Source organism: Pseudoalteromonas caenipelagi (assembly GCF_013140855.1).
GTDB classification, from domain to species: Bacteria; Pseudomonadota; Gammaproteobacteria; order Enterobacterales; family Alteromonadaceae; genus Pseudoalteromonas; species Pseudoalteromonas caenipelagi.
Map to the genome: position 1 here is coordinate 139,371 of NZ_JABBPG010000006.1, position 25,044 is coordinate 164,414.

A 25,044-nucleotide genomic window follows, 5' to 3' on the forward strand; every position below is an offset into this window, starting at 1 on the left:
GTGATTGCTAACTTCGACCATACCTATCTTCAAAACGAACGATGTCATCTTCTTCCAAATAGCTACCCGATTGAACTTCAATAAGCTCAAGATCCACCTTGCCTGGGTTCTCAAGAGCATGTACTGCGGTAATAGGTATGTATACAGACTCGTTTTCTGTTAAATATTGCTCAGTGTTATCTATTGTCACTTTGGCAGTGCCCGATACCACAATCCAATGTTCAGCACGATGATGGTGCATTTGTACACTGAGTTTTGCACCTGGTTTAACGGTGATTCGTTTAACCTGAAAACGCTCTCCTGTATCAATCGAGTCATACTTACCCCATGGTCTGTAAACTTCTCTGTGGTACTTAACCTCTTTGCGCTGCTGTGACTTTAACTGACTAACAATTGATTTCACTTGTTGGGCTTTAGCTTTATCTGCCACTAACACCGCATCTTTTGTCGCTATAACAACTAAGTTACTCACACCAATTGTCGCTACTAACTTATTTTCAGACAAGATTAATGATTCATTGGTATCAAGTACCATTACATCGCCACTTAACGCATTACCATTACTGTCTTTTTCTTGTACCTGCCATAGCGCCTCAAAACCGCCTACATCGCTCCACTTAGCATCCATGGGGATCACAATAGCTTCCTTGGTATGCTCCATTACTGCATAATCAATTGACTCGTCAGGGCAATCCGTAAAAGCTTCTCTATCGATGCGAATAAAATCCATATCTACGTTTTGCACTTCGATCGCTTTTTGGCACGCTTCATAAATATCAGGGCGGTGTGTTTTGAGTTCTTCCAAATAACGGCTAGCTTTAAATAAAAACATACCGCTATTCCAGTAGTAATCTCCGGAGTCAATATATTGCTGAGCTGTACGCTCATCTGGCTTTTCAACAAATTCCTTAACTTGATATCCAGATCCTTGCATGGGACCTTTTTGAATATAACCATAACCAGTCTCGGGACTACTTGCGACAATACCAAAAGTCACGAGTTTGTCCGATTTTGCATGTTCTTCTGCGTTGCTTACTGCTTGATGAAATGCATCCACGTCTTCAATTACATGATCTGCAGCAAGCACCAGCAATAAAGGATCTTGGTTATTTTCTATTGCTTTAAAAGCAGCCAATGCAATAGCGGGAGCCGTATTTTTACCTATGGGCTCTAAAAAAATACCGCCGTGTTTTTCCCCTATCTGACGTATCTGTTCAGCCACAATAAAGCGGTGCTCTTCATTGCAAATCAACATAGGAGGCATATGATTCAAGCCCTCTAGACGCAATATGGTTTTTTGCAGCATTGTTTCTGACTGGCCGCCAAGAGATAAAAACTGTTTAGGGTAGTTTCCTCTTGATAGAGGCCATAAACGCGTTCCTGAGCCACCAGCCATAATCACTGGACAAATATTAATTTCTTTCATCGCTAAACTCTTTTTGAAATTGCCAGTTATTTATGAATATATTTAAAAAACTCAAAACTTTTGATAATTCTCATTAGCCTAAACATTTTTGGCTCTTGGAAAAACCTAAAAACACTTTCTAAGCCAAGCCTTTGAGCTAGTTTTGGCGCACGTTTAACATTACCAGATAAAAATGAAATGCTACCGCCACAGCCAACCACCCACTTAACACCCATTAGCTTTAATGATGCTAAATTCTGATGGATCCAAAACTCTTGTTTCTTCGCCCCAAACGCAACAAATAAATAGGTAGGTTTTACTTTTTCTATTTCAGCTAAAATCTTTTCATTTGTACTAGCTGAAAAAGGGAATGGCTCAAAATCGGGGGAGTAGCCATAACAATCCGCATGATATTGCTCTTTAGCTACCGAAACGGCGGCGGCATTATGTTCTGGTTTATCACCAAGCAAAAAAATTCTGTGTTCTGGTCTGGCATTGCTAACAACATTAAAGATCAAGTCTGAGCCACTGATCTTTTCAATTCGCTTGTCCGTTTTCTTTTTTGCAAAATAAAATGGAATTTGCCCATCTAACGTGGCAAAGTTGCTGTTAATAATACACTTAAACTCATCATCTTTGTGTGCGGCTATAATAAACTCGGCATTAACAGTAACGATAAACTTTATGTCGTCAGTTAGGGTTAAAACCTCGTTTAAATCTAAACCCCGAAAGTTCAAACCAAAAAACTGCTCTTCCATTACACATTACCTATACAAAATTTTGCAAAAAACGCATTCAGTCATCAAGTCGACTTAAGCGTTACTTAAATCGAGACCAAACAAATAAAAGGCGCGTATTAAAGCACTCACTCTCAAAAACTACAAGGGTTAAACAGCATTTAGTTTAAGCACTAATCGCTACCAAATAAATCGCGCGTGTACACTTTGTCTTTAACATCAAACAGCTCTTCCACCATTCTATTTGAAACAATAATATCTGCCCTTTCTTTAAACTCAGATAGTTGTGTAATAACTTCTGAATTATAAAACAACTCTTCCTCGAAACTAGGCTCATATACAATAACGGGAATACCTTTAGCCTTGATCCTTTTCATGACGCCTTGAATGGCCGAAGCTCTAAAGTTGTCTGAGCCTGACTTCATAACAAGTCTATAAATGCCTACTACTTTTGGCTGTTTCGCTAAAATAGAGTTTGCAATAAAATCTTTTCTTGTTGTATTTGCCTCTACAATTGCCGCTATCATATTATTTGGTACATCCTGATAATTAGCGAGCAGTTGCTTGGTATCTTTAGGTAAGCAATATCCCCCATATCCAAATGATGGGTTGTTGTAGTGTTTTCCAATACGAGGGTCAAGACCAACCCCTTCAATGATTTGTTTAGAATCTAATCCATGTGTTTCAGCATAGCTATCTAACTCATTGAAATATGCAACACGCATTGCTAGATACGTGTTAGAAAATAGCTTAATCGCTTCAGCTTCGGTCGAATCCGTGAACAAAACATCAATGTTTTCCTTAAAGGCACTTTGACGTAATAAATTGGCAAACGCTTCCGCCCTTTGTGAGCGCTCTCCGACAATTATCCTAGAAGGATACAAGTTGTCATATAACGCTTTACCTTCTCTTAAGAACTCAGGAGAAAAGATGATATTTTTTGTATTGAATCGCTCACGTACTCGTTCAGTATATCCAACAGGCACTGTAGACTTGATCACTATAGCTGCACTTGGATTAAATGCTAGTACGTCTTTGATTACAGACTCAACACTCTTTGTATTAAAGTAGTTAGTCTCAGGGTCGTAATCAGTGGGCGTTGCAACCACAACAAAATCGGCCCCAAGATAAGCCATCGCTCTGTCTGTTGTAGCTGTCAAATTTAACTTTTTAGACGTCAAAAACTCACTGATTTCTTTATCTACAATTGGAGATTGACCGCTATTGATTAAATCAACACGCTGCTGCACTATATCTAAAGCAACCACTTCATTGTGCTGAGCAAGGAGTACAGAGTTGGACAACCCCACATACCCTGTGCCTACTACTACAATTTTCATCGACATGTTTTAAAAATTGACCTTTTTGTTAAGTTTTCATTTAGCGTGCTAATAACATTATTAGACTCATAACACAGCACAGAGCTGCGCGTAGAACGTTTCATTTCTTGATAACGTTCAGGCTTCATATCTATCAACTCAATTATACTTTTAGCAATTGAGTGCTCATTTTTTACGTCAAAAAGTAAACCATTAATACCATGCTTCACGACTTCGTTTACAGGGCTAATGTTAGAGGCTAAAACAGGAGTACCGCAAGCTAAAGCTTCAACGGCAACTAATCCAAAGCTTTCTCTATGCGTTGGGAAGATAAATGCGCTCATAGCATTGTATTGCTCTACAAGTTGACTTTGCGCTAACGCACCATGATAGCGGACTAAAGAGTTAAGCTTTAAACTATCAATCATTTGTCTTAGTTCTTCGACCTGAGCGCCAGTACCATACATATTCAGCTCAAAAGAACTCAAACGCTCAGGTGTTTTTGACTTGATAAGCGCAATGGCCTTAAGTAGCTCTGGCCAGCCTTTCCCCTCATCAATACGCGATACATACCCTAAATTAAATTTGTCTTTGATAACTTCAGATTGAGGTTTAAATAAATCGAAGTCAACGCCAGCAGATTCAGAAACAATAACGTTTTGCTTACTGTACCAAGGATACATGTCTAACAATCTTGTTTTAAAATACTCAGAAGGCACAACAATAGCTGCGCTATGTTTAATCACCCAAGGAGAGCTTAATCCCATTATTTTATGTATAAGTGAAGCACCAACTAAATCATCTCCATGTACATTAATAACATATTTAGGTTTGCTAAAGACCAAGAAGGGTAACAAACAAATTGTTGAATACGTTAGGTAATGTATATAGACGACATCATAGTTGCGCTTTGCTAATGCAAAAATCCCTTGGTAAATAAAGCGAATGTAACAAAGTAACTTGCGTAGCCCCTTTGCCCTATGGTCAATCACAACTTTACTCACAATTTCATGGCCAGTTTCTTCAAATTGAGCATAGTTTTTACCGACAAAACTGCCAAACGAAGGATCCTTTTCAGAAGGGAAAAGGTTAGAAATAAAACAAATTCTACTCACATTAATCTCGTTTAAAGAGTTCTAGGCGCTTTTTCGCCAACAGAGGGAATAAGGTCGCTAGCCAAGCACGTATTAATTTGCCGAAGATCGCGGGAGTGAAATATCGTATTACATCCTTGAAAGTCGTTTTTTTTCCTTCACTATAATGCACCAAAAAATTAAAGCATTTGTGATTGCTTTTAGACATAAGGTGCCCATAGCGATCATAGAATTGATGCAGACCAATTGAACGATTATCAATACTATCCGTGATCCTTGGTTTATCGTGTGCGGTGTGAACTATATAAGTTGCAGTTCCGACTCGTTTCGCAGCCCCATAGCGAATAATCATCCGCGTCCAAAATTCCCAATCCTGCGAAGAGACAATGGTGGTATCAAACATACCTGCTTCTATTAATTTTTGCCGCTTGGTAAATATTTGATTTGAAGCCTGATTAAAATTAAGTTGCTGCTCCAAATTGATAATTAGATCTGAATTCAACAACGACCTACGGATTTTCCCATAGTCCCAAATATAACCACTACAAACAAAGGCGTAATTATCATTATACGCCTCAAATAAATCAGCTATACGCGTTGGTAAAAATTCATCATCGTCATCTATTCCCGTGGCAAACTCCCCTAATGAGTTTTCAATAGCATAGTTCCGCGCCTCGCAAGCACCTAGATTTGTTGGAAAACGATGGTAACGAATCTGGCTATATTTTGCGCTCAGTTGCTCTAGGTATTCAGATGTACCATCGGTCGAACCATTATCAACAATAAACAGCTCTATATTGGGGTATGTCTGAGAAAGAACTGATGCTACGGCTCTTTTCAATAGAGTTAGTCGATTACAAGTCGGCATCCAAATGGACACTAATGGCAGTTCTTCTTTCAAGCCAGCTCCTTTGGTTCTCTATCAACCCATAACAAAGATAAAAAGCAGCCAAGTGCAATACCCAATGTGCCAGACATCCATACATGCCCACTTAATTGAGCTAAGAACAGTAATATAAACGAACCGACAACAACACAAGGGCTATATTTTGATTTAGAATCAACAAATTGCTTTAATGATTTAGTAAATGTAAATAAGTAAAATGCTAGGCACACCAATAGCCCAAAAAAACCAAACCATACCAATGTATCTACCACATCAATTTCAGCGGAATATTTAATGGGTAAAAACTGTGCTATACCTGCGCTCCCCACGCCTATGAACTGTTGCCATGTATCTAAGTATTCGATATACACTACCCATAAGTCATATGCATACATATCTCGCCCAGATAAAATAACTCCAAGGACTCCTTTTTCCGTTAATACCCAAAGAAACTTATCATATAACCCAATAGCCTTTAGTAGATCAGCAATAAGAAGCATAATGATGGTCGCAACAATACAAAGAGGAACTAAGATATATGCTTTTAACTTAGTAAATTTGAAAACCTTTTCTCTCTCATTTGCGAGGGGGATCAAAAATATAAGTAATAATGCGGATAGCATTGCTGTTTTAGTTGCAACCAAAAAGCCAAAAAATAGTGTCACTAGTGAAAAGATAAAGTACCACTTACGCTGATAATTCCAAAACCAGTGCAGAACAAAAGAAAATAAGACGATCATCGTTGCACCAAGCTCATTTGCAGCGTAAATATAACCATTGGAGCCAGCTGTTTCACCATCCCTTAATGAGTAACTGGCACGCCCAAAGCCGAGTGCCCCAATGAGTAAGTTAATGCTCAAAATGAGAAAGTTACTGAGTAAGATCCTCTCAAGCCACTTGACTGTAAAAGCTCTCCAATGCATGGCCAATAACCCAAAGTACACAAAAATAGACATAGGCAATAGCATTTTATAGACGAGTGAAAAGTCAGCAATAAAAAAAGCTAAATCAGCTTTACTTAGTAGCTGTAGGACGGGGCCGATCAGCAAAAAGCCCAGCACACTACACAATACTGTAAAATAATTGGGATTTAGCACAAAGACTAAAGTAAATATCAAAATTGTGAGAGGAAGCTTAAATAGCAGAGAAATCTTTAAATCTACTCCTAACTGTATCACGGTAAAACCCGATGCAATATCAGCCAAAAGGTAAATACTCATCATAAGCACACAAATTTTATGCGCCATAGATGGCTCGGATTGACTACTCGCTACCTGTACTTGTTCCATTAGAAGTTACCAGGCTTTTCATCTAACAATCGACGATATGCTTCTATATATTCTTGAGTCGGTTTTATCACCTTAGCTGGATTTCCTGCTGCAACGTGACCTGCAGGAATATCCCTCGTCACCACACTTCCCGCACCGATAACACAGTCATCGCCGATGTGAACTCCAGGTAGAACAATACTTCCCCAGCCGATAAAGACGTTATTTCCTATCGTAATAGGTGATCTGTAAGAGCGCCTTGATCCCCGGAGATAACTTTGTTCATGAACAATGAGTTCATCCAAAAATAAAGTAGGTGACGCATCATGCCCTAATAGGGTTGCTCCTGTTATAGTACAATTATCACCAATGAAGAATTTATCTCCTTTGCTTGACGATGATAAAGTAGTATTGATAATCACGCAGTTATCCCCAATAGTTGCACCTTGAGACCGATAGCGAGCCATAATACATTGATGGGCTAGTCTATCAGTAAGGTTCTGTAACTTGGAAATGGGCAATAAACGGCTGGCGACTTTGGCACATAAATAAGCAAACCTAATCATATGTCGCTAGCTCCTTAGCCAACTTGAGCCAGCTAAACTTCGATTCAGCTAAATCACGGTTCTCAACTTGGAAAGACTCATAAGCAAGCTCACTGAGCGATATATAGTTTTGCATCGCGGCTGAAAATGCTGTGGGGGAATACTCTTCAAGTAGTATATTTTTCGTTTCTGATAACATTTCACTGGTTGCAGTTATAATACTTGTGCTGGACTTCGCTGCGATGATAGGAAGTCCACACGCTAATGCTTCAAGTATCGTTTGTCCTAGAGGCTCATATGTCGAAGACATAATAAAGAAATCGGCAGCTTGATAATATTTTTCAGGGCAACTTTGACGCCCCAAAAACTTAATTTGCTCACTTACCTGTAGTTCATGAGATAGTTTTTTTAATTCTGCTTCTTCAGGACCTTCGCCCAATAGCCATAGCTGCGCACTACTATCGTTCAATGAATGCAATGCCTTTATTGCTGTATCAAAGCCTTTCGCCTTAACAAATCTACCAATACAGAAAAACACAGGTCCAGCGGTCTTGATTCCCAGACTCTCGCGCCGAATTAATTTTTCGCTACGCTTTAATATAGTAAAACGCGCCAGACTAACACCTGGTTTGCAAATGTAAATTGGCTTAGTACGATTGATTCTTCTTATCTGATCGCGCATATTTTCACTAAAAACAAATAATTTATCAGTGAAAGAAAACGCTAACTTCTGCATTGTTTTATGTAACGCAAAAGAAAGCTTACTTTTTACCAAGCCAATTACACTATTTTGTATTTGTAAACTCGCCCTAGTCTCATTTTCAACTACTCCAGGCACGAGGTATACAATATTTTTGTATCCTACAACTTTGAGTAATACTAAATTAAAGTGAAAACGACATATAGTTACTTGTGGTTGGTACAATTTGAGCAACTTTTTATATAATCGGATAGCGTTGAGCGCATGCTTGGCAAACCCTAAGAAACCAGAGCCCTGCTTAGCTTTATATCTATATATAGTAACGCCATCTTCATCTTCAAACTCACAAAGTTCTTTATTCTCAGGATTCAAATCACTGGCGATAATTACAACTTGATACCCCAAGTTTTTATACTCTTGACCGAGGTGGTACAAAGAGTTTTCTATACCACCAATATTAGGTTTGTACTGGTTGCTAGTAAGAAACACACACGGCTGAGAAGTTTTATTATTCATTGTCCCTTCGCCCTAGAGCTCAAAGCTAATACAAATGTAATTACGAGCGAGAATAAACCACCCAACAACGTAATCCCTAAGCAAATAATCGCGCGTGATGGTCCTGACTTTTCTTCTGGTAAAATAATCGGAGATAATGGTTTTAGTAAATGATAATCCCCTATGGATGATAAGAGTTTAGAACGAGTTTGCTCCGCTATTAACTCATAAAACACGGTTTGCAATTCTGCTATGCTTGTTTCAGATGCTCGATCTTTTAAGTAGTTAATTGCTTCTTCAGCTTCATCTTTATCCTTTTTACGCCAAAACTCGTTAACATCCTCTATTAACCATTGCAAAATTTTCACTGATAACTCTGGGGATACAGTAGTCACTTTGATCTCAACCAAGCCTTTTTTCTTCATATACAAAGCATCAATACTCTTAGTTAAAGCAATATAACCTTCCCAAGGTGTAGGTATCACACTCTTGCCTGGTTGTGCTTTTCTTACCCAAGTCTTAGTCTCAGGGTTGTACTGTTCTAGATCGTAGATATAAGTGTTTGTTTGTTGATCCCATAACTCCAACGCCAGTATTTCGGGTAACAAAGCTCTTTTTTCGATAAATGTATGCAAAAAGCCCCTGCTTTTCATAAATTCTAAGGCTGCATCAATATCGTTACCGTCATTACCTCCTAATGAGATACCAGCCACACTCGCCAATCCACCAAATTGACCAGCGAGTTTTGACAGCCCGCCCCCCTCGTTTGAGTTTGTAGGGACTAAGTAGCTTTTAGCTGTATATAGATTCGGTTGATTAATGGCGATAAATACCGACAGTACCGCAGATAACAAAGTACCTATGATAACGACCCACTTATATTTCAAGATGCGAGCAAAAGTAGAGCTTATATCCTGCTCGATAGCACTATGATTACTATCCATATAGTTTTATAACCAAATAACCAACAAAAATGGCCGACATTATAGCAAAATTGCAGCCCTTTAAAATAGCGTTTATAGGAATCATGCGTTCCTTTATAAAGTTATAAAACAAGCACAGTTAAAAAACGGACCTTATTTACAAAAAAAAACACTTCCTTGGTTACGATTGATGTATTGTGCTAATCATGTAATGTTGTTTGCATTTTTATAAATTGTGACTAATGCTAATTGTTCGACTATGCTCTTTGCTTTATATGGGGACGAGCAATTCTGTACATATTATGCGTATTAACAAAATGATAAGGCGCGTTAGTCGACGTTTCTATTACCAACTCAAACTAGGTATTGTTTAAAGTGATAGTAAATAACTTAAGTGTGTTTCTCGCGGCCTTTGTGAGCCTCTTTCTGTTCCGGAAGTTGGCAAAAGTGATAAACTTAGTTGACACTCCTAATGAAAGAAAGCACCATGTAGGGAAAATTCCTCTGGTCGGAGGACTATCAATTTTCATTATTGTTTTCAGTTACTTATGCGTCTCCCCCTCAACTTTAAGCCATTCAAATCTATACCTGTGTTCTGCGGGTTTTTTACTACTTATTGGAGTTTGGGACGATTTAAAAGATTTGGACTTTAAACTAAGACTCGCAATACAAGCATTTACGTCTTTAGTTATGATGATAGGTGGCGAACTGGTCTTAACCAACTTGGGCTACCTTATCGGTCCATTCGAGTTAAACATCTTTTATATTGGCTACTTTTTGACATTTATTGCAGTAATTGGAGCAATAAATGCCTTCAACATGGTGGACGGTATAGATGGTCTACTTGGAGGTATGGCAACCGTTACTTTTGGTGCTATGTCTGTATTATTTCTCTTGTCTGGGCACACACAACTATTGTCTTTCTCGCTAGTTATTGTGATTGCAACTATCCCTTATATTTTAATGAATATTGGTATTCCTTTTGGTGCTAGGTTTAAGGTTTTTATGGGAGATGCGGGCAGTACGGTGATTGGATTTACGGTAGTCTGGTTACTTATAGAAGGTTCACAAGGACCCTCTCGCTCGTTTGATGCGATAACTGGACTTTGGATAACCGCAGTACCAGTTATGGATGCGCTATCAACGATTTTTAGAAGGCTAAAAAAAGGGCAGTCACCATTTAAACCAGACAGAGAACATTTGCATCATATTCTTATTCGTCTTGGCTTAACACCAAGACTGGCATTACTTGCCATTTGCTTTATCGCTTTCGTGTTCGCCACATTTGGTGTTATCTCAGAGGTAATCGGGATACCTAATTACATTATGTTCTGGGGCTTTATATTAGTTAACTTTGCCTACTTTTATATTATGAGTAGGATCTGGCGCATTACAGTGAGAATTCGCCGTCGTTTTGGGATAAGATCTAACAGTAAACCCCGACAGAGCTATGTAAAAGAAGAGCCTTTGACTAACCCATCTAGAGGATAGTATCTAAATTTATTAACATGAGTAATAGTCATAAAATTATGAATAAAAATAAATATTTAATTTCCCTATGACTCAAGGTTATTTTTGTGACTCTTCGTAAATTTTTACAATACTAGTTACATTTCTCTCATTCGAAAAAGTGTCTTTGATTCTCTCCCTATTTTTCAAAGATTGTAGAGGTTTAGCTTCAAAAAGTACCCTCACAGCTTCCATGAGTCCACGACTATCCTTTTGCTTTACGACTTGTATCGTATCTTTAAGACAAACGCTGGCTAGCTCAGAAAGTCCACCACACTCTGTCACAACTGTAGGTAAGCCCATTGCCATTGCTTCTAGAGCCGCAACACCAAAGGATTCTTCCTGCGCTGTAACATCGTCTTTTATTGACGGTTGTACATAAATATTGTGTTCAGACAGTAAGCTAGGTAATTCATCATGATTAATATAAGATATAATCTTTACTTGATGTTGCATATTCATACTTTTTATCTGTTGAGCCAACTCATTTTCTAAAGCACCACTACCAACTAGTGTCAACTGAGCGCGAGGGTATTGTTCTAATAACATACTAAAAGCTTCGATTAGGAAGATATGCCCTTTGCAAGGAATAAAGCGGCCAACACATATTATTCTCAACTCATCAAATTCAACATTACTTGTATAAGTCGTAAAACAGCGATTGATCGCATTATACACAATCGAAATTTTATCTTTTGGGATAGCTAAGTTTTGGATGGTTTTTTGCCTTAAAAACTTAGATGGTACCGTCCAGAATACGTTCTTCTTTTTGCCAGCTTTAGAAAGTACACGCTGATATTTTTTTCTAATTAAAGGCTCACTATTTACATCTGAGCCATGTAATGAAGCCACCAAAGGAATGTTAAGCCCCAACCTCTCACTTACATGTATACACGTTTTTACCGCATGTCCAGTGTGACAATGGATCACATCTGGCTTAAACTCATCTATCACCATCTCCCAAGCATCATAGTCTATTAGATACGGCAACAACTCAAAACGAAATGCTAAAGCGTGAGTTAAACGCCCATTAAACACTTTTTTAATTGCCGCGACATATACTGTAGAAAATGGGCGATTCGGTTTGTTTACCCTATTGGCTGTAAGTACTGCAGACGTTATCCCCTCTTTTTCGATACTCATTACTTGATCATAAATGAATGTTTCTGTGGTAATGGAAAAATTAGGTATGTAATGTAAGACTCTCATTCGCCTGCTCTGTTAATCGCTTCAAAATCAGTGGAAATTTCCACGCTATAGTTAAAAAGTACTGTAAAAAAATCGCAAGCAATACGCCCCAAAGTTCAATATATGGGCCCAATATAACAATAGCCAAACACAATACTAAATTAGAGATAAGAGTAATATAAAAGAGCTTTTTGACATACCCAAGCGCTAGAAAAACAGGGTGAATGGGCGTAAATGCAGTAGCAACCGCATGCATAATTAAGAATGCGCCAATATGCCATTTATACTCGACTAGTTCCTGCGAAAACATTGCTAGAATCCAATAATCAGCAGTCATGGTGGCAAATAACACAACAACTAATGATGGAACAAGCAAGAATAATATTAGTTTGCTCATAGCATAGCGTACTTTACTATAAGCTTTTTCAGCCAGTAAGTTGCTCACTTCAGGGTATAAAACTTGATTCAAAGGCCCTGTAACTTTTGTTGATATTGTCGCTATTTGTTTTATTACTCTATATGCGCCAGCGGCACCAACAGATACGACAGCGCCAACAAGTATGTTATCTAATTGCTTAACGGGTATATCTGCCAAAGCCGTTAAATGTACAGTGTAGTTAAACTTATTAAAGGTGCCTTTATCTGTATTAGACATTTTTTTACTACATTGAGTACCAAGTAATTGCTTAATTGGCTGTATTGAACATAGCTGAATATATATAACACCAATAGTTAATGATAGCAGGTATGATATGACGTAAAACTCAATACTATAAGACTGCCAGTAACCTACTAAAGCACATACAAAAAATATCACAGCACTAATAACACTCTGCAACGCCAACACAGTATAGCGTTCGTGGTATCTTAAAACACCTATCGCGACACTAGTTTGATTTACAAGTATATAAAGAGAAGAGTATTTTAATAAGTGGGAATATTCACTTAAATCAAAAAAAGATAAATATAAATCCGTAAGACACACAGCAAGTAAAGTGCCCAATACTGCACATAAAAAATCGTAGTAAAGGGTTAACTTTATAAGCGAAGCCTTATCTTTTTCAAGGTGAAGGTAGCGTATTAGCCCTTGCCATGCTTGCGGGTTAAAACACAAACTTATAACCAAAATATAGCTTTGTAGTAGCGTAACAGCACCGAACGACTCTACCCCTAATGCTTTCAATGCCACCGCTACTGATAAAAAGTTCAAGACGGACGCTGAAAGGTTTCCTCCAAGTAAAACACTTGCCTGCTTCATTAATTTACGAAACACTCTGCTGCCTTTTTAGATTGATATTGGCCACCACTTTGCAGTGTAATTTGATATTTAAGAGTCTAAATATTCTTCATCTTTTGGGGTTGCTGAACTTTTTCGGATCCCCAAGATACGGCGCATAACCACCGTGATCCTCCAAATATTAATCATAACTTGATTATAAAGTACTTGGCACAGAAGAAAACTGTAAAACATAATATAATCAGGTACTTGATATAGCTGAGCGATAATACCAACACTTGCGAACAAGCTTGCAATAGTACAAATGACCACAAGGGTCATCTTTGGCCCCACACCTAATCTTTGCAAAATGTGGTGAAGGTGCTCTCGATCGGGTTTGAAAGGCGACATACCTTTTTTAATGCGTCGAGTTATCGTAGAAACTGCATCCATAATGGGTATCGCGGCTATCCATAACCCTGTTACAGGGTCTAAAGCTTTTACATCCCCTTGAGAGCCTTCAAGTAGTAGCCATACGACAGTAAATCCAATCACCGTACTGCCAGCATCACCCATAAAAACTTTAAAGCGCCTACCTAGAGGAATGCCGAGGTTCATTAAAATGTAAGGAAAAGTTGCAACGACAATTACAACTGTCAATGCAAATAGCTGCTCCAGCCCTGAAAGGTAGAAAAGTACCGCCATAGAGCTAAAGGAAACAATAGCTAACCCTCCCAATAGGCCATCAATACCATCAACCATATTAAAGGCATTAATAGCGCCAACTACCACCACTACCGTTGCAAGAACTCCAAAATATCCTATATGCAGCTCAAAAGGCCCGACAAGCATTCCCATATTTGTTAACTTCAGTTCTGCAAATACGATCATAGCCAGAGCCACTACGGCTTGAATGAGTAGCCTTATTTTGAAGGAAACATCCTTAAGATCATCGATAACACCAATAACAAGTAAAGTGCTTGCACATGCTAAATACAACTCAAAGTTATCGATTGGGTTTGATGAAAACCATAGATAAAGAAAGACCACAACAAAAATAGCAAGCCCTCCAACAAGAGGCACTCTCCCCACATGAACTTTGCGCTCACTAGGTGAATCAACTAAATTTACCATTTTTGCTAGCTTTCTAAAAAAAAACAAGCTTACAAAAGCGGTCAAAAAGACCCCTATGTTATCTATTAGCACAAAAACTAAACCCTATCAGAAAAAACATTATGTAGTTACTTGCCTTGTTAGAAAGTCAAGCGGAGGAGGATTATATAATAAGTGCCCTCTTTAGTCACTCACCTATAGAACTACTAATTAAAGCTAAATGTGAAGAATTATAACAGTCATGATGTACCGTTATTTTTAAACGTGCGACGGCCCCTTTCGTTTGGCCTGATTTAGCTTTAAGCCGCCCGTTTATAATTAAAAATATCGGATAAATATAGGCTATTTATGGCTGGTTTCAAAAGTGCTAAGATCTTGAAAATATCCCAGCTCTTTGATTTAACTCATGCTGAAGCAAATTATAAAAAATGCAGTAAACCTGCTTGGTTACGACATATCCATCAACCCAGTAACCAATCGCCCGACTCCCAAGCCAGTGGCTTTTATCCATATTGCAAAATGCGGTGGAGTTTCAATTGATAATGCACTACGACAAAAACTGGCCACAAGTGAAGACCGTCGATTGTGTAGAACAACTAGCATCGCTTCAAGTATTGCAAGCTTTAACCGGCCGATCACGACGCTAGAAGATAGCTGTGACTTTGGAGAGCATCACCTTAAACAACTTCAGGGAACCCTAGACTACTTTCTATCTCTACAACGTCACTACATCAGTGGACACTGGGGAGTAAACGAATATCTGTTAAAAAAGCATGATAATACGAAGTTCATTACAGTGCTAAGAGAACCAATCGCCAGATTAAAATCAAACTATATATTTAATAAACTAACTAATAATCTTGTAATCATGCCACCAAATAAGTTGAACGTAGACAACTTGATTTCGGAAGCTAATGACCTGCTAAATAGTCGCAGAGGCTGGCAAATGGCAAACACACAGACCGCGTTTATTTGTGGACATTACCCAAAAGATCCACAAGAGGCGATATCACTGCAACAGACTTTTTTAGATAATTTAAGTCGGTTTGAAATCGTTGGTTTTCTAAATGATCTCAATGCATTTAGTAAAAAATTTGAGCACAGCTTTCATACTTCCCTCAACATAAAATCTCGTAACTCCACCAACGCACAAACCAGTTCCAGCACTAGAAATGTAGTTGATATACTAACTGAGTACTTTGAATCTAAGCCCGTAAAACAGCGGTTAAACACCCTTTGCTACCAAGAACAGGTAAACTTTGAAATGGCACAGGAAAGGTTTGCGTGACCCGTCTGACTTGGCTTAACAGCTCCTTACTTATTGGCGAGCGTATCATAGTACTGCTGCTTAGCTTTACCAGTGCGCTGCTAATGGCTCGATATGCAGGAGCAGAACTATTCGGTCTGTTCTCAGCAATTGTTTCTCTGGGTTCTTTGTTTTTAATATTTACACAAATGGGCCTCAATAGCGTTGCAAGTAAATATTTTTCTTTATACCCGAATAGTAGCGCCTACTACATGCAAGCGGCTTTACTTATCAGGCTGCTTTTTTCTACCATCGCGATCCCTTTTGCCTTTTTATCTGGGCTGTTCATTTGGGATCTAAATAAAGCAATACTTGTCGCACTGCTGGTTACACTGCAAATTGGTAATGCACTGAACGTGACAGAGTTTTACTTTATCGCCAAGCACTCAGTAATAAAACCTCTCATACCAAGGCTATTAATAAAACTAGTATGCAAAACCGCTTTAATATTAGCTATTATTTTTGAGCTCCCATTGAGTATATGGGTCGCGCTTGTTGGTTTAGAGTATCTATGTATTGCTTTTGCTTACCTTTTGCTTTTACGCCAAAAACAAGTTCACCTTCACAATGTGTTCTCAACGACTAAAAATATACGCCGTGGTATGTATTTACTATTTCATCGAGGAAAGTGGCTTGCTTTATCTAGCCTTGCCGCCATCATTTACCTGAAAATAGATCAAGTAATGTTGGCTACTATGGTTGGTGATAAGGAAGTTGCATACTATGCTGCAGCAGCCAAGCTATCGGAGTTTTGGTATGTTTTGCCTGTATTAGTAAGTAATGTATTAATGCCTAGGCTAGTAGAGCTATATAAGACACAAATAAGTCATTATTGGCACCTACAGCGCTGGCTATACTTTTACTCTACTGTCATTGCGAGCTTAGTCGCAATCTTAATGATGCTGCTCGCTAAGCCTCTTATTATATTACTGTTTACTGATGAGTATCTACCTAGCGTGCCTATATTACAAATCCATATTCTCGGTTGCTTATTTATATTTAGTCGAGCATTTATGAGTAAGTGGCTTGTATTATCTAATCATCACAAACTCAGCCTGTATAGCCATGCTTTTGGAGCTCTAAGTAACATTTTTCTGAATTGGTTTTTAATTCCCATATTTGGGGGGATTGGGGCAGCAATAGCCAGTGTTGTTTCTTATTGCATAGCAAGCATTGGCTTTATGTTCTTCTTTAAATCTACAAGGGAGTACTTATTAAAAATACTCCCTAAGTGTTTCAGACCTAATTCTTAATTTTATTGATCAAGTCTTTGTATTTATCAAAAATCATGTCAACCAAATGAATGTTGCCACTAACTGATACGGTCAGCGCAGTATTGTCAGTCAAGTCAAGCCAAGTAATATTATGCACTATCTGTTGGTTGCCATCAAAATCAGCTTTTATCGAATACTCCTGATGTGGCAGCGTTCCCTTATACACCGCTTTGTCATCACCTATCATGGTTAATTGAATATCATTTGCACTGTTTTTCACAAACCCCTGAGCGATCGAATTTATAAAACCATTCCATTCTTCTTTTGAGCCCGTAAACTTAATGCCTTCCATTTTTTGGCAGGTAATGTTGGTTGCCAATACTGCTGATTTCGGACTTACCGTTTCTTGGATGATCCAACGCTCAATATACATTTTACGCTGTTCACCAAAGGGAATTGTTTGCCTTTGTCCCTCATAATCACCCAGCACCTCTTTAGGTATTTGGCATAAATTAGCAGACGCAAAAAGTGGCAAAACTCCTAGTCCAGAAAGTAAGAAAATTGATGCTTTAGTCACAAAAAACCTCACACTAATCCGAAAAATTCGAATTTTAATATAGGGATACTTATATTTAAAGCAAAAAAAACCCAGCCTAAGCTGGGTTTTCATCAAAAAGGCAAGTATTAAATTACTTGATACCTTTCTGCTGTGAAGTCACTAGAGATTGACGACCTACACCATCTTTCTGAGAGAAAGCATATGCATTAACGTCACCATCGTTAGCATCGATGTTGAAAGTAACACTTAGTTTAGTATTTTCAGGAACAGTGTTGCCTTTGCTGTCTTTAAGCAGAGAGCGAACTGTATCTTGAGATACTTTCAATACTTTCTTAGCAGGTAGGTAATCTACCATGTTTGCAGTTGAGTAAGTAGTACCAGCTTCAGAGATAGCAGTAATAATTACGTCAGCAGCTGCTGAAGACTCGTTCGCAAAGTGTACGCTTGTGTTAATACCACTGAAGCCTACTGGGAAGTAAGGGATGTTGATGATAGTTGCATCAAGTTCCCACTTACCAGCGTCAACTTTAGCTAAAACTTCTTGTGCGTTGTTTGTAGCAGACGTTGTATCAGCATCAACACTTAAAGAAGCAATGAAAGCAGTCGCTTTGATGTCCTGAGCCGCGTTGTCCATAGTGATAGTGTAATCGCCAGCGATACCATCGTTTGCAGCTGTGTCAGTTACAGTGAAGCTGATAGATTTCTTATCATTTGCACGAGCAAGGTTACCTACAGTGTTAGTACCTTGACCTGTGATTGTAAAGTTTGCAGCTAATGTACCAGCATCAAACGCAGTGCTTGAGAAATCACCTTCAATAGTAACTTTAGCTTGCGCATTTACACCATTTGCTGGTGAAAGAAGCGTTTGAGCATCAGCTAGAGTGATAACGATTGTATCAGCATCGGTATTATTAGTTGCAACAGCACCAGATTTGAATATTTTAACGTTATCACGCTGGATTACACCATTCGCTTTAGTCTTGATAGATGCAGAATACTGATCTTTAAGAACGATGAATGAACCATTGTTGTCGCCAGTAGTATCTTTAGCTGCACCAGTTAAGCCTGATTTCGCTGAGTAAGTAACTGTCGCTTCAGCTGCTTTTGCTTTAGCAATGTTAGCGCCACGAACTTGAATTTCGAAAGACGAATCTTTAGTAACTGGGTCACCTGTTTTAACTTCAAGAACAACAGTAGTGATACCAGAAGTCGTAGTTACTGATACAGGTGTAAGCTTGTAAGTACCTGAACCATAAACAAGACCAAGTTGGTTATCAGCAGCAGTAGCAGTAGCGTCGTTATTACCATCAACAGCTACAGATGTTATACCAGTAACACCAGCACCAAAAGTTAGAGTGATTTGATCACCTGCTTCAAGTTGCTCACGAACAATTGCACGTACTGAAGATGCTGGAGCTGCTGCAGCAACCTCAAGACCTTGCTTTGACGTTGATTTAACTGCATCTGTTAAGTCAGCAGCTTGTGCACCCATCGCACCAAAAATAGCCGTAGCTACGAGCGCTTTTTTGAATAGTTTCATTATTTCCATTCTCCTAGTTTCATGAAACAGGCCCATTGATTAGGAAGGATCAATAGGCCAAGAACTTTCTATAATTTTTATCGACTTCCACCGAATGGTGACAATCTAATTTCAACCTGTCAACTTGTCAAGCTATATAACGTAATTTGTAACGATTTTAGGCCTTAAATAGCACTTTATTATAATATAGCCTACATTTGTGACCAATCGATCGAATGTATGTTATCGGTATATGAACAATATAGCTCATCTTACCAATATAATCCCGTTTAAATTAACCATAATTTGCTGGATAATCAAGCTAAAAGACTAAGTTTTCTAAACCTTTTTTAAAGCTTTGTTCAACTTTCAGCCAGTCCTCATCGTTGTGTATTATTTTTGGCGTAACCAACACAACTAATTCCGTTTTATCTGAACTACTCTCGTCGCTTCTAAACAAGTGTCCAAGTAGTGGTAAAGAACCAAATAGCGGAACTGATGTTGCTCCTTGTGAGTTGTTGTGGCTAATTAACCCCCCTAATAATACGGTTTGGCCATCACCAGCAACCACTTCTGTACTTAGGCTACGTTCAAAAATCGCAGGGCTACCAGAGCTCCCTGTTGCCTTATCATTCACACTCGAAATACTTTGCTCAATAGTCATGATGACTGTACCTTGCGCATTAATAGTGGGCGTTACATTTAAGTCTACCCCCGTCTTTCGATACTGAATAGTCGTGGTTTCTCTATCACTATTAATCGGATCTGCAGTCGTACTACCTACCGTTGGAATATCATCACCAACACTGATATTGGCAGAGACGCCATCTCGAACAAGTAACGTTGGTCTTGATAAAACGTTCACTAAACCATTTGACTGGTTGAGATTTACCTTAATGTTACCAGGCATGCCGACAATAGAGTAATTAAAGCCTGTCTCAGAATTAAAATTAAACGTCTCTCTTCTATTATTGGATGAGCCACTTTGTAATGCGTACTGAACACCTTTAGCAAAACTGCCTGTCAGCTTAACTTCAGCAATAACAACTTCCATCATGACTTGTTTTGGCATTACATCTAACTGCTTCAAAATAGGCTGTAACTCTTGATAATACTGACCGGTAGAGTAAAAAATCAAAGCGTTAGCTCTTTGATCAACAACAAGTTTAATTCCATCACTTTCAACGGAAAAGCTACCTGCATTTGAAGGTGCAGACGCTGAATTGTTTGAGTTTGCGTTTGCTCTCGAGCTATTTGAATTTGCTGTTGTACTCGCAGGGCTGTTTTGCCTACTCGCATTGTTCCCAGATAAATTCCCCCCTAATAAAGGGGCCAAGCTTTGACCTAAATCACTCGCTCTTGCGTATTTAGGGTGGTAAATGTAAAAGCTTTGCTCAGATCCAGTTGCAGGTTTATCTAACTGCTTTGCCCAATACTCTACCCTATCAATAATTTCATCCGCAGTTGCGAATACAACAACTTTCCCCAGGTGCTCGATAGGCACAAACTGAATACTTACAGAGTTACGTGCACCTGACTGAACTGGAATTCCCTCATTCTCTAGCAATTCAGACACCTTAGTAATAAAGGTCTGAGAGTCAATATAAGTAAAACTCATTAAGGCAATAGACTTATTGCTCAACGCGGGGCTATCAATGAGGGACAGTAATTCAAGCGCTCTTAGTATTTGTTCTCGCTTACCAATAAGCGTCATCATGCCCTGATTCGGGTCGATAGAAACTTGAGCATCGACTAACCCGGCTACAGAGCTTCTTAATCCTGTTGACACACCATACTTTATTGGCACTAATTGAATTATGTCACTCGATGTTGTAGGTACCGAATCAGCATCGCGTCCAAAACCAAACGCTCGCTCAGATTTACTCCCCGATTGCTCAAAAGGATAGACGTAAAAAACGCCATCATTAAGCGTGATATTGATACTGTTTTGCGCCAATGCTTCTTGAATCAATTGAAACAAACGCTGACCACTCACTTCTTCTTTTAACTCTAGTGTGATAGGTGTTGTTTTTTCTTTCACCGTTGGTTCAATCAAGTATGAAACGTCCAACAGTTCTCCCAAAGTGTAATGGATAAAGTCATTCAGAGGCAGTGCATTTACCGATACTTGAAATTTATCGTCACTCTTAAAACTAGTTGAAAGGTCTATTTCTAATTTTTTGCTCGTATGGGAACTTGCCAAGCTACTTAAACGTTGAAAGCTCCCTTTTTCTTGAGGCATGCTATCACTGACTACAGTGTTGTTACGCGCACTAGCGCTTTCTCCCTTCAGATAAGAGCTTTGTACATTAACTTGTTTAGCTTGCGTGGCCCCATTTGGGTTTAAAATCGTTTGGCACCCTGATACTGCTAACAATGCTGCAAATATAGGGGTAAATCTACTTAGCTTGTTCATCTGTTTGCCACCTGAAAAGTTTAAATTCTTTACTTTGTTGAGCTGTACTTAATATCACACTATTTGCAGTTATTGCTTCTACCTTAATCTCCTGGAACAACATTTGGCCCTGTTTGGCTTTTTCAATTTGTCCCTCTTCTGACTTCAGCAGCACGAAACTGTCGTGTCCTTGTTTAAAAACACCAAGCAACTCAAATGCATTATTCCCTATAGAAATGAGGTTGCCATTTGGAGTCACTGGTTGCTCTGGTGTCTTTGATGCATCAACTTTCTTTTGTTGCTCTTGCGCTTGTAGTTCTTTGTCCCATTGCGTTTCCAGGATAGATTTTTTAGGCACCTTAATTTCACTCAACTCAATTGATGTCCATTGGTTTGAGTTTTTAAGGGAGTCATTAGGTGACTCAAGTAGTACAGATGAAAACCATATGAGTACAATAGAGCATAGTACCACGATTAACTTATTCATTATAACGTTGCCTTTCGCCAAGTTTTGACTGAAATTTCGACTTCAAGATTTTCAGAAATGCGGCCAAACCAGCCTCTGGCTCCAAACGCGTATTTTTCAATTCGAATTATTGGTTTGTGAGCTTCGAGCAAACGCATCGACTTTGCTATACATAATGGCCCACCTGAGAGCTCTATATCGACTACTTTAGCAGACATACCTTCAAGGATCTGAGTTGCATCACTCCAATTCAAGATGTTCAATTTACAGTTGGATTCTGTCAAAATATTCTCTATCGCTTTTTGAACAGTTAACTTGTATTCACCTTCCGTTGCTTGAGTAAATACAAGCTCAGACACTTGCTCTGTTTGCGCTTCTAACACGCCCAGCGCATCAATCAATTGTGATTTGTTGTCCAATAAACTAGAGACTTTGTCTATTCGCGCATTTGATAAGGCTAAAGACTCCGATTGCTGTAGATAAAGGTTCCATAGTGGATCTGTAATATACGTTGCAAATAATATCGCCCCTAGCACAATGAAGTAATGCTTAAACTTAATTAATTCTTTCATCTAGCATCTTGTCCCGTAAGAGAGATGTTCATATTAAATTTATCAAGCTCTTGGCTTTTATTAATTGCACCGCTGTATTCAGCACTTTCAACAAGTGGACTGTCATTAACGCCTCTTAACAGCGCAGTAGAGTCCTTTACTTCTCCATCAATAACCATTCGCCCTCTTTCGTATCGAATAAAGTTAAACTTCACTTGCTTTTCAATCAACAGATTTAAAATATCCCAGTGCTCAGAAACTAGCTGTGCATTGGCTATTTGTTCGTTTACTAATTCAATATCTTTGTTAATCGATTTTACCTTGTTAGATAGGCGCAAAACTTCATTTACTTCATCGCTACTACTGTTTATTTGACCTTCATTTTGACTCAGCGCATGATACTGAAAAGCAACAGTCACCAATAAAGCAGTAGAGAATGTTAGCAAAGGCGCGATATACAAAGCATGTAATGTAGCTAAGCTAAATTTACTTTTTACATTTAGACAAACGGCTTGATGATTCTTTTGTAGTTCTTCGATATATATCCCACTTCTCAAGAATGCAGCGTATTGACTTGTTTCTAACTGAATTTCCTGAATATTATCTGGCAAACCAATACTATGTTTAAAGGTTTCAATAGATCGAATTAACCCTGCGTGATATAAACAGTGAAGAGTACCTAGCATGTATACATACAACTTACCCTTTAACGTATCAATAGATACTAGCTTCCCTTTGAAGCACTGACCTATCAAAAAGCTTTCTGGTATTAGCACCCAGCTCGACGTTGCTTGCTCTTCTGTAATGTCAAATTCGGTTTTGTGAACCTCAAAAGATTCATTATCTCGGCTCTCAATAACGCGATAACTAACGAAGTTTTCACTGGCTTTTTTTTCCAGATCAATAATTGCATAAAGCTCTTTTTTACTTATTGATGTGTAACTTTTTGTCGACTCAATACATTTATTCCTAGCAACTATGCAAATAGCTCTAGTTGCTTGAATTGGTCTAAACTCATCAGGCTCTATACTATAGTGATTGCCATCGAAGTAACTCGCTTTGCTAGACAAATAATTTAATATTGCCCGCTTTAGTTTTGATAGAATATTCAACTCTAGTACCACACTACGTTAAAAATTGTTAGCGCATTTTTTCTAGCGCGAGGGTTTACTTTCAACTTCACTCTCTTCGTAATGAGCACCCCATTTCTCGAAGCGCTCAATTCTACCTCAAGAAACGGCGAAGTTCCAAAAGTAACAAACTCCCCTTCCTCAATCCCCGTCATTTGAAAAAATTGAAATCTAGATAGCTCGCCGCGCGCTCTTGCACTTAACACTTGTTTTACAAGGTTCTCGTCATTTAGAAAAGCATTCAAAGCAGGTTCTGGTGCGTTTAATGGGTTAAAACCCGCTAAGCGCTGTACCGTCACAAAACGATATGCAATTGGCGGTATGATATCTGTTAACTTAAGATGCTCAGCAATTAAGTTAAACTCATTAACATGCTGCAGGTATGTATTACTAGGTGTAACTCCTTTATCATAATCCTGCTTTTCCGCGCCGTTTAACCGTCGCAAATTGTCTTCATCTTTCCAATCCTCCACAGCATCTAGTAGCTGGGGCATCAACTTTTCGTCAACCCAAGGAGAGAAGTAACGTTTTAAAAGGCTTCTTGGGCTCGTATTGAGGTTAATTAAACCCTGAACATCCTGTACCGTTACTTTTACAGAATCGAGATAAAAGGGCTCTCCATGAAAGTTCCATAGTTTAACAATTTCATCTGTGCTGTTTTTGTCTTGATACCGCTGATGTGATAATAAAGATCTGTAAAGCTTTGCTTGCACATTCTCCAATTCCAAACGAACAGATAATCGCTCTTTTGCCAAGGATGCTATCTCAACCTGTTGTTTAATACTTTGCTGAATAAAGATGGCAATGAGCATAAGAACAGCGGTAATTATTAGTACCTGCACCAGCGCAATGCCTTTATTTTTGCTACAAATAAAACGCATCAGTAACTTATATCTCTTGTTATTAGTAGCTCTGGTGAAGCATATAGTGGAAAAACTTGGTCAGATAAAAAATCAGACTCTCGATCTGTGTAACTTATTCTTACTTTCAATGGTGAAAGTCTATTTTTTCTGGCGTCATACGTATCATGCCAGCTTTTTTCTTCAGGCTCATCTGATATCAATAAATCAAACTCTTTAACAGCAAGCGAAGCTTGCAAGTCATTCCACCCATAATATGAAAACTTTGCTGCTCGTAAATTCTCTTTTATGACAACTTCATGCTGCCAATTAATCCGCTCTGGCTGCCACACTAAAACAGGGTTGCTATTAGCTGGATATTCGCTGTAAACGAGCTTGTTCGTTCCATTGCTCTGACGCTTAAATTCCAATTTAACAAACACCAAACCACTTGAAAATAAAGCCCCCTCGGTTATCAGAATGACACGCTCCTGATTTCCTGAAAATGCAATATGCGGCAATCCAGTCTTGTCTTTCTGATTAATGATGTAGGGTACCATTCCTTGAAATACCTCTGTTAACTTAGCTTGCATTACATCCCATTTAGTCAGCTGCCAAAAATGGTTTACTCTCTTATTCCATGAGCTGCTGTAAAGGCTATAACTGT

At 38.6% G+C, this 25,044-nt stretch carries 23 protein-coding genes; 3 read left to right on the plus strand and 20 right to left on the minus strand.

What is annotated here, in order from left to right; all coding sequences use genetic code 11:
* Positions 1-7 precede the first annotated feature (7 nt).
* The 9 genes from HG263_RS14705 to HG263_RS14745 all read right to left on the minus strand — a co-directional run bounded on the left by HG263_RS14705 (position 8) and on the right by HG263_RS14745 (position 9,393).
* Positions 8-1,426: a mannose-1-phosphate guanylyltransferase/mannose-6-phosphate isomerase gene (locus HG263_RS14705; RefSeq protein WP_171626845.1), complete on the minus strand. Its 1,419-nt coding sequence runs from the start codon at positions 1,424-1,426 to the stop codon at positions 8-10.
* A gap of 26 nt (positions 1,427-1,452) precedes the next feature.
* Complete coding sequence (locus HG263_RS14710; RefSeq protein ID WP_171626846.1) at positions 1,453-2,163, minus strand: WecB/TagA/CpsF family glycosyltransferase; 711 nt, start codon at positions 2,161-2,163, stop codon at positions 1,453-1,455.
* A 152-nt stretch (positions 2,164-2,315) separates the two neighbouring features.
* On the minus strand, positions 2,316-3,482 hold the full coding sequence (locus tag HG263_RS14715) for a nucleotide sugar dehydrogenase (protein ID WP_171626847.1): 1,167 nt from the start codon (positions 3,480-3,482) through the stop codon (positions 2,316-2,318).
* Complete coding sequence (locus tag HG263_RS22705; RefSeq protein ID WP_171626848.1) at positions 3,479-4,576, minus strand: glycosyltransferase; 1,098 nt, start codon at positions 4,574-4,576, stop codon at positions 3,479-3,481. Before HG263_RS22705 ends, HG263_RS14715 begins: the two co-directional genes overlap by 4 nt.
* A 1-nt stretch (position 4,577) precedes the next feature.
* Positions 4,578-5,456, minus strand: coding sequence for a glycosyltransferase (locus HG263_RS14725; protein WP_171626849.1), 879 nt, complete (start codon positions 5,454-5,456; stop codon positions 4,578-4,580).
* The gene (locus HG263_RS14730; RefSeq protein ID WP_171626850.1) at positions 5,453-6,730 is read right to left on the minus strand and encodes an O-antigen ligase family protein; all 1,278 of its coding nucleotides are present in this window, start codon (positions 6,728-6,730) and stop codon (positions 5,453-5,455) included. Before HG263_RS14730 ends, HG263_RS14725 begins: the two co-directional genes overlap by 4 nt.
* Positions 6,730-7,275 (minus strand): acyltransferase, encoded by a 546-nt coding sequence (locus tag HG263_RS22605; RefSeq protein WP_171626851.1) that lies wholly within the window; start codon positions 7,273-7,275, stop codon positions 6,730-6,732. The genes HG263_RS14730 and HG263_RS22605 overlap by 1 nt, the downstream gene beginning before the upstream one ends.
* Positions 7,268-8,470, minus strand: coding sequence for a glycosyltransferase family 4 protein (locus HG263_RS14740; RefSeq protein ID WP_171626852.1), 1,203 nt, complete (start codon positions 8,468-8,470; stop codon positions 7,268-7,270). Before HG263_RS14740 ends, HG263_RS22605 begins: the two co-directional genes overlap by 8 nt.
* On the minus strand, positions 8,467-9,393 hold the full coding sequence (locus tag HG263_RS14745) for a GumC domain-containing protein (protein WP_171626853.1): 927 nt from the start codon (positions 9,391-9,393) through the stop codon (positions 8,467-8,469). The genes HG263_RS14740 and HG263_RS14745 overlap by 4 nt, the downstream gene beginning before the upstream one ends.
* A 375-nt stretch (positions 9,394-9,768) precedes the next feature.
* Here HG263_RS14745 and wecA (HG263_RS14750) point away from each other — a divergent pair, with 375 nt between their 5' ends.
* On the plus strand, positions 9,769-10,863 hold the full coding sequence (wecA, locus tag HG263_RS14750; RefSeq protein WP_343044000.1) for a UDP-N-acetylglucosamine--undecaprenyl-phosphate N-acetylglucosaminephosphotransferase: 1,095 nt from the start codon (positions 9,769-9,771) through the stop codon (positions 10,861-10,863).
* Positions 10,864-10,941: 78 nt separating this feature from the next.
* Here the strand turns inward: wecA (HG263_RS14750) and HG263_RS14755 are convergent, their stop codons facing one another.
* The 3 genes from HG263_RS14755 to wecA (HG263_RS14765) are packed head-to-tail and all read right to left on the minus strand — an operon-like array spanning position 10,942 to position 14,491.
* Positions 10,942-12,090: a glycosyltransferase family 4 protein gene (locus HG263_RS14755; RefSeq protein WP_281358291.1), complete on the minus strand. Its 1,149-nt coding sequence runs from the start codon at positions 12,088-12,090 to the stop codon at positions 10,942-10,944.
* Positions 12,065-13,342, minus strand: a complete 1,278-nt coding sequence (locus HG263_RS14760; RefSeq protein ID WP_171626856.1) for an oligosaccharide flippase family protein — start codon at positions 13,340-13,342, stop codon at positions 12,065-12,067. Before HG263_RS14760 ends, HG263_RS14755 begins: the two co-directional genes overlap by 26 nt.
* 54 nt (positions 13,343-13,396) lie before the next feature.
* Entirely contained in the window at positions 13,397-14,491 is a 1,095-nt protein-coding gene (gene wecA, locus HG263_RS14765; RefSeq protein ID WP_343043996.1) for a UDP-N-acetylglucosamine--undecaprenyl-phosphate N-acetylglucosaminephosphotransferase, read from the minus strand.
* Positions 14,492-14,804: 313 nt separating this feature from the next.
* On the opposite strand from wecA (HG263_RS14765), the gene HG263_RS14770 reads away from it, so the two are divergent.
* A complete protein-coding gene (locus tag HG263_RS14770) occupies positions 14,805-15,686 on the plus strand; it encodes a sulfotransferase family 2 domain-containing protein (protein ID WP_171626857.1) in 882 nt (293 codons plus the stop codon).
* Complete coding sequence (locus HG263_RS14775; protein ID WP_171626858.1) at positions 15,683-16,957, plus strand: oligosaccharide flippase family protein; 1,275 nt, start codon at positions 15,683-15,685, stop codon at positions 16,955-16,957. Before HG263_RS14770 ends, HG263_RS14775 begins: the two co-directional genes overlap by 4 nt.
* Here HG263_RS14775 and HG263_RS14780 read toward each other — a convergent pair.
* From HG263_RS14780 to HG263_RS14815, 8 genes are all read right to left on the minus strand, one after another.
* The gene (locus HG263_RS14780) at positions 16,947-17,495 is read right to left on the minus strand and encodes a hypothetical protein (RefSeq protein ID WP_171626859.1); all 549 of its coding nucleotides are present in this window, start codon (positions 17,493-17,495) and stop codon (positions 16,947-16,949) included. The genes HG263_RS14775 and HG263_RS14780 overlap by 11 nt on opposite strands.
* 112 nt (positions 17,496-17,607) lie before the next feature.
* Positions 17,608-19,017: a Slr4 family S-layer protein gene (locus HG263_RS14785; protein WP_171626860.1), complete on the minus strand. Its 1,410-nt coding sequence runs from the start codon at positions 19,015-19,017 to the stop codon at positions 17,608-17,610.
* A 301-nt stretch (positions 19,018-19,318) separates the two neighbouring features.
* A complete protein-coding gene (locus HG263_RS14790; RefSeq protein ID WP_171626861.1) occupies positions 19,319-21,412 on the minus strand; it encodes a secretin GspD/PilQ domain-containing protein in 2,094 nt (697 codons plus the stop codon).
* A complete protein-coding gene (locus HG263_RS14795; protein WP_171626862.1) occupies positions 21,396-21,878 on the minus strand; it encodes a hypothetical protein in 483 nt (160 codons plus the stop codon). Before HG263_RS14795 ends, HG263_RS14790 begins: the two co-directional genes overlap by 17 nt.
* Positions 21,878-22,429, minus strand: a complete 552-nt coding sequence (locus HG263_RS14800) for a hypothetical protein (protein ID WP_171626863.1) — start codon at positions 22,427-22,429, stop codon at positions 21,878-21,880. Before HG263_RS14800 ends, HG263_RS14795 begins: the two co-directional genes overlap by 1 nt.
* Positions 22,426-23,520, minus strand: coding sequence for a hypothetical protein (locus HG263_RS14805; protein WP_171626864.1), 1,095 nt, complete (start codon positions 23,518-23,520; stop codon positions 22,426-22,428). The genes HG263_RS14800 and HG263_RS14805 overlap by 4 nt, the downstream gene beginning before the upstream one ends.
* Positions 23,521-23,522: 2 nt before the next feature.
* Positions 23,523-24,380 carry a type II secretion system protein GspK gene (locus HG263_RS14810; protein WP_171626865.1) on the minus strand — a complete coding sequence of 286 codons (858 nt, stop codon included), beginning with the start codon at positions 24,378-24,380 and terminating at the stop codon, positions 23,523-23,525.
* A gap of 38 nt (positions 24,381-24,418) precedes the next feature.
* Positions 24,419-24,970, minus strand: a complete 552-nt coding sequence (locus HG263_RS14815) for a hypothetical protein (RefSeq protein WP_246239977.1) — start codon at positions 24,968-24,970, stop codon at positions 24,419-24,421.
* Positions 24,971-25,044: the final 74 nt, after the last annotated feature.

Coding starts and splice junctions, on each gene's coding strand:
- HG263_RS14705 (WP_171626845.1), bottom strand. CDS start 1,426: ATGAAAGAAATTAATATTTGTCCAGTGATTATGGCTGGTGGCTCAGGA.
- HG263_RS14710 (WP_171626846.1), bottom strand. CDS start 2,163: ATGGAAGAGCAGTTTTTTGGTTTGAACTTTCGGGGTTTAGATTTAAAC.
- HG263_RS14715 (WP_171626847.1), bottom strand. CDS start 3,482: ATGAAAATTGTAGTAGTAGGCACAGGGTATGTGGGGTTGTCCAACTCT.
- HG263_RS14730 (WP_171626850.1), bottom strand. CDS start 6,730: ATGGAACAAGTACAGGTAGCGAGTAGTCAATCCGAGCCATCTATGGCG.
- HG263_RS22605 (WP_171626851.1), bottom strand. CDS start 7,275: ATGATTAGGTTTGCTTATTTATGTGCCAAAGTCGCCAGCCGTTTATTG.
- HG263_RS14740 (WP_171626852.1), bottom strand. CDS start 8,470: ATGAATAATAAAACTTCTCAGCCGTGTGTGTTTCTTACTAGCAACCAG.
- HG263_RS14745 (WP_171626853.1), bottom strand. CDS start 9,393: ATGGATAGTAATCATAGTGCTATCGAGCAGGATATAAGCTCTACTTTT.
- HG263_RS14755 (WP_281358291.1), bottom strand. CDS start 12,090: ATGAGAGTCTTACATTACATACCTAATTTTTCCATTACCACAGAAACA.
- HG263_RS14770 (WP_171626857.1), top strand. CDS start 14,805: ATGCTGAAGCAAATTATAAAAAATGCAGTAAACCTGCTTGGTTACGAC.
- HG263_RS14785 (WP_171626860.1), bottom strand. CDS start 19,017: ATGAAACTATTCAAAAAAGCGCTCGTAGCTACGGCTATTTTTGGTGCG.
- HG263_RS14790 (WP_171626861.1), bottom strand. CDS start 21,412: ATGAACAAGCTAAGTAGATTTACCCCTATATTTGCAGCATTGTTAGCA.
- HG263_RS14795 (WP_171626862.1), bottom strand. CDS start 21,878: ATGAATAAGTTAATCGTGGTACTATGCTCTATTGTACTCATATGGTTT.
- HG263_RS14800 (WP_171626863.1), bottom strand. CDS start 22,429: ATGAAAGAATTAATTAAGTTTAAGCATTACTTCATTGTGCTAGGGGCG.
- HG263_RS14815 (WP_246239977.1), bottom strand. CDS start 24,970: ATGCAAGCTAAGTTAACAGAGGTATTTCAAGGAATGGTACCCTACATC.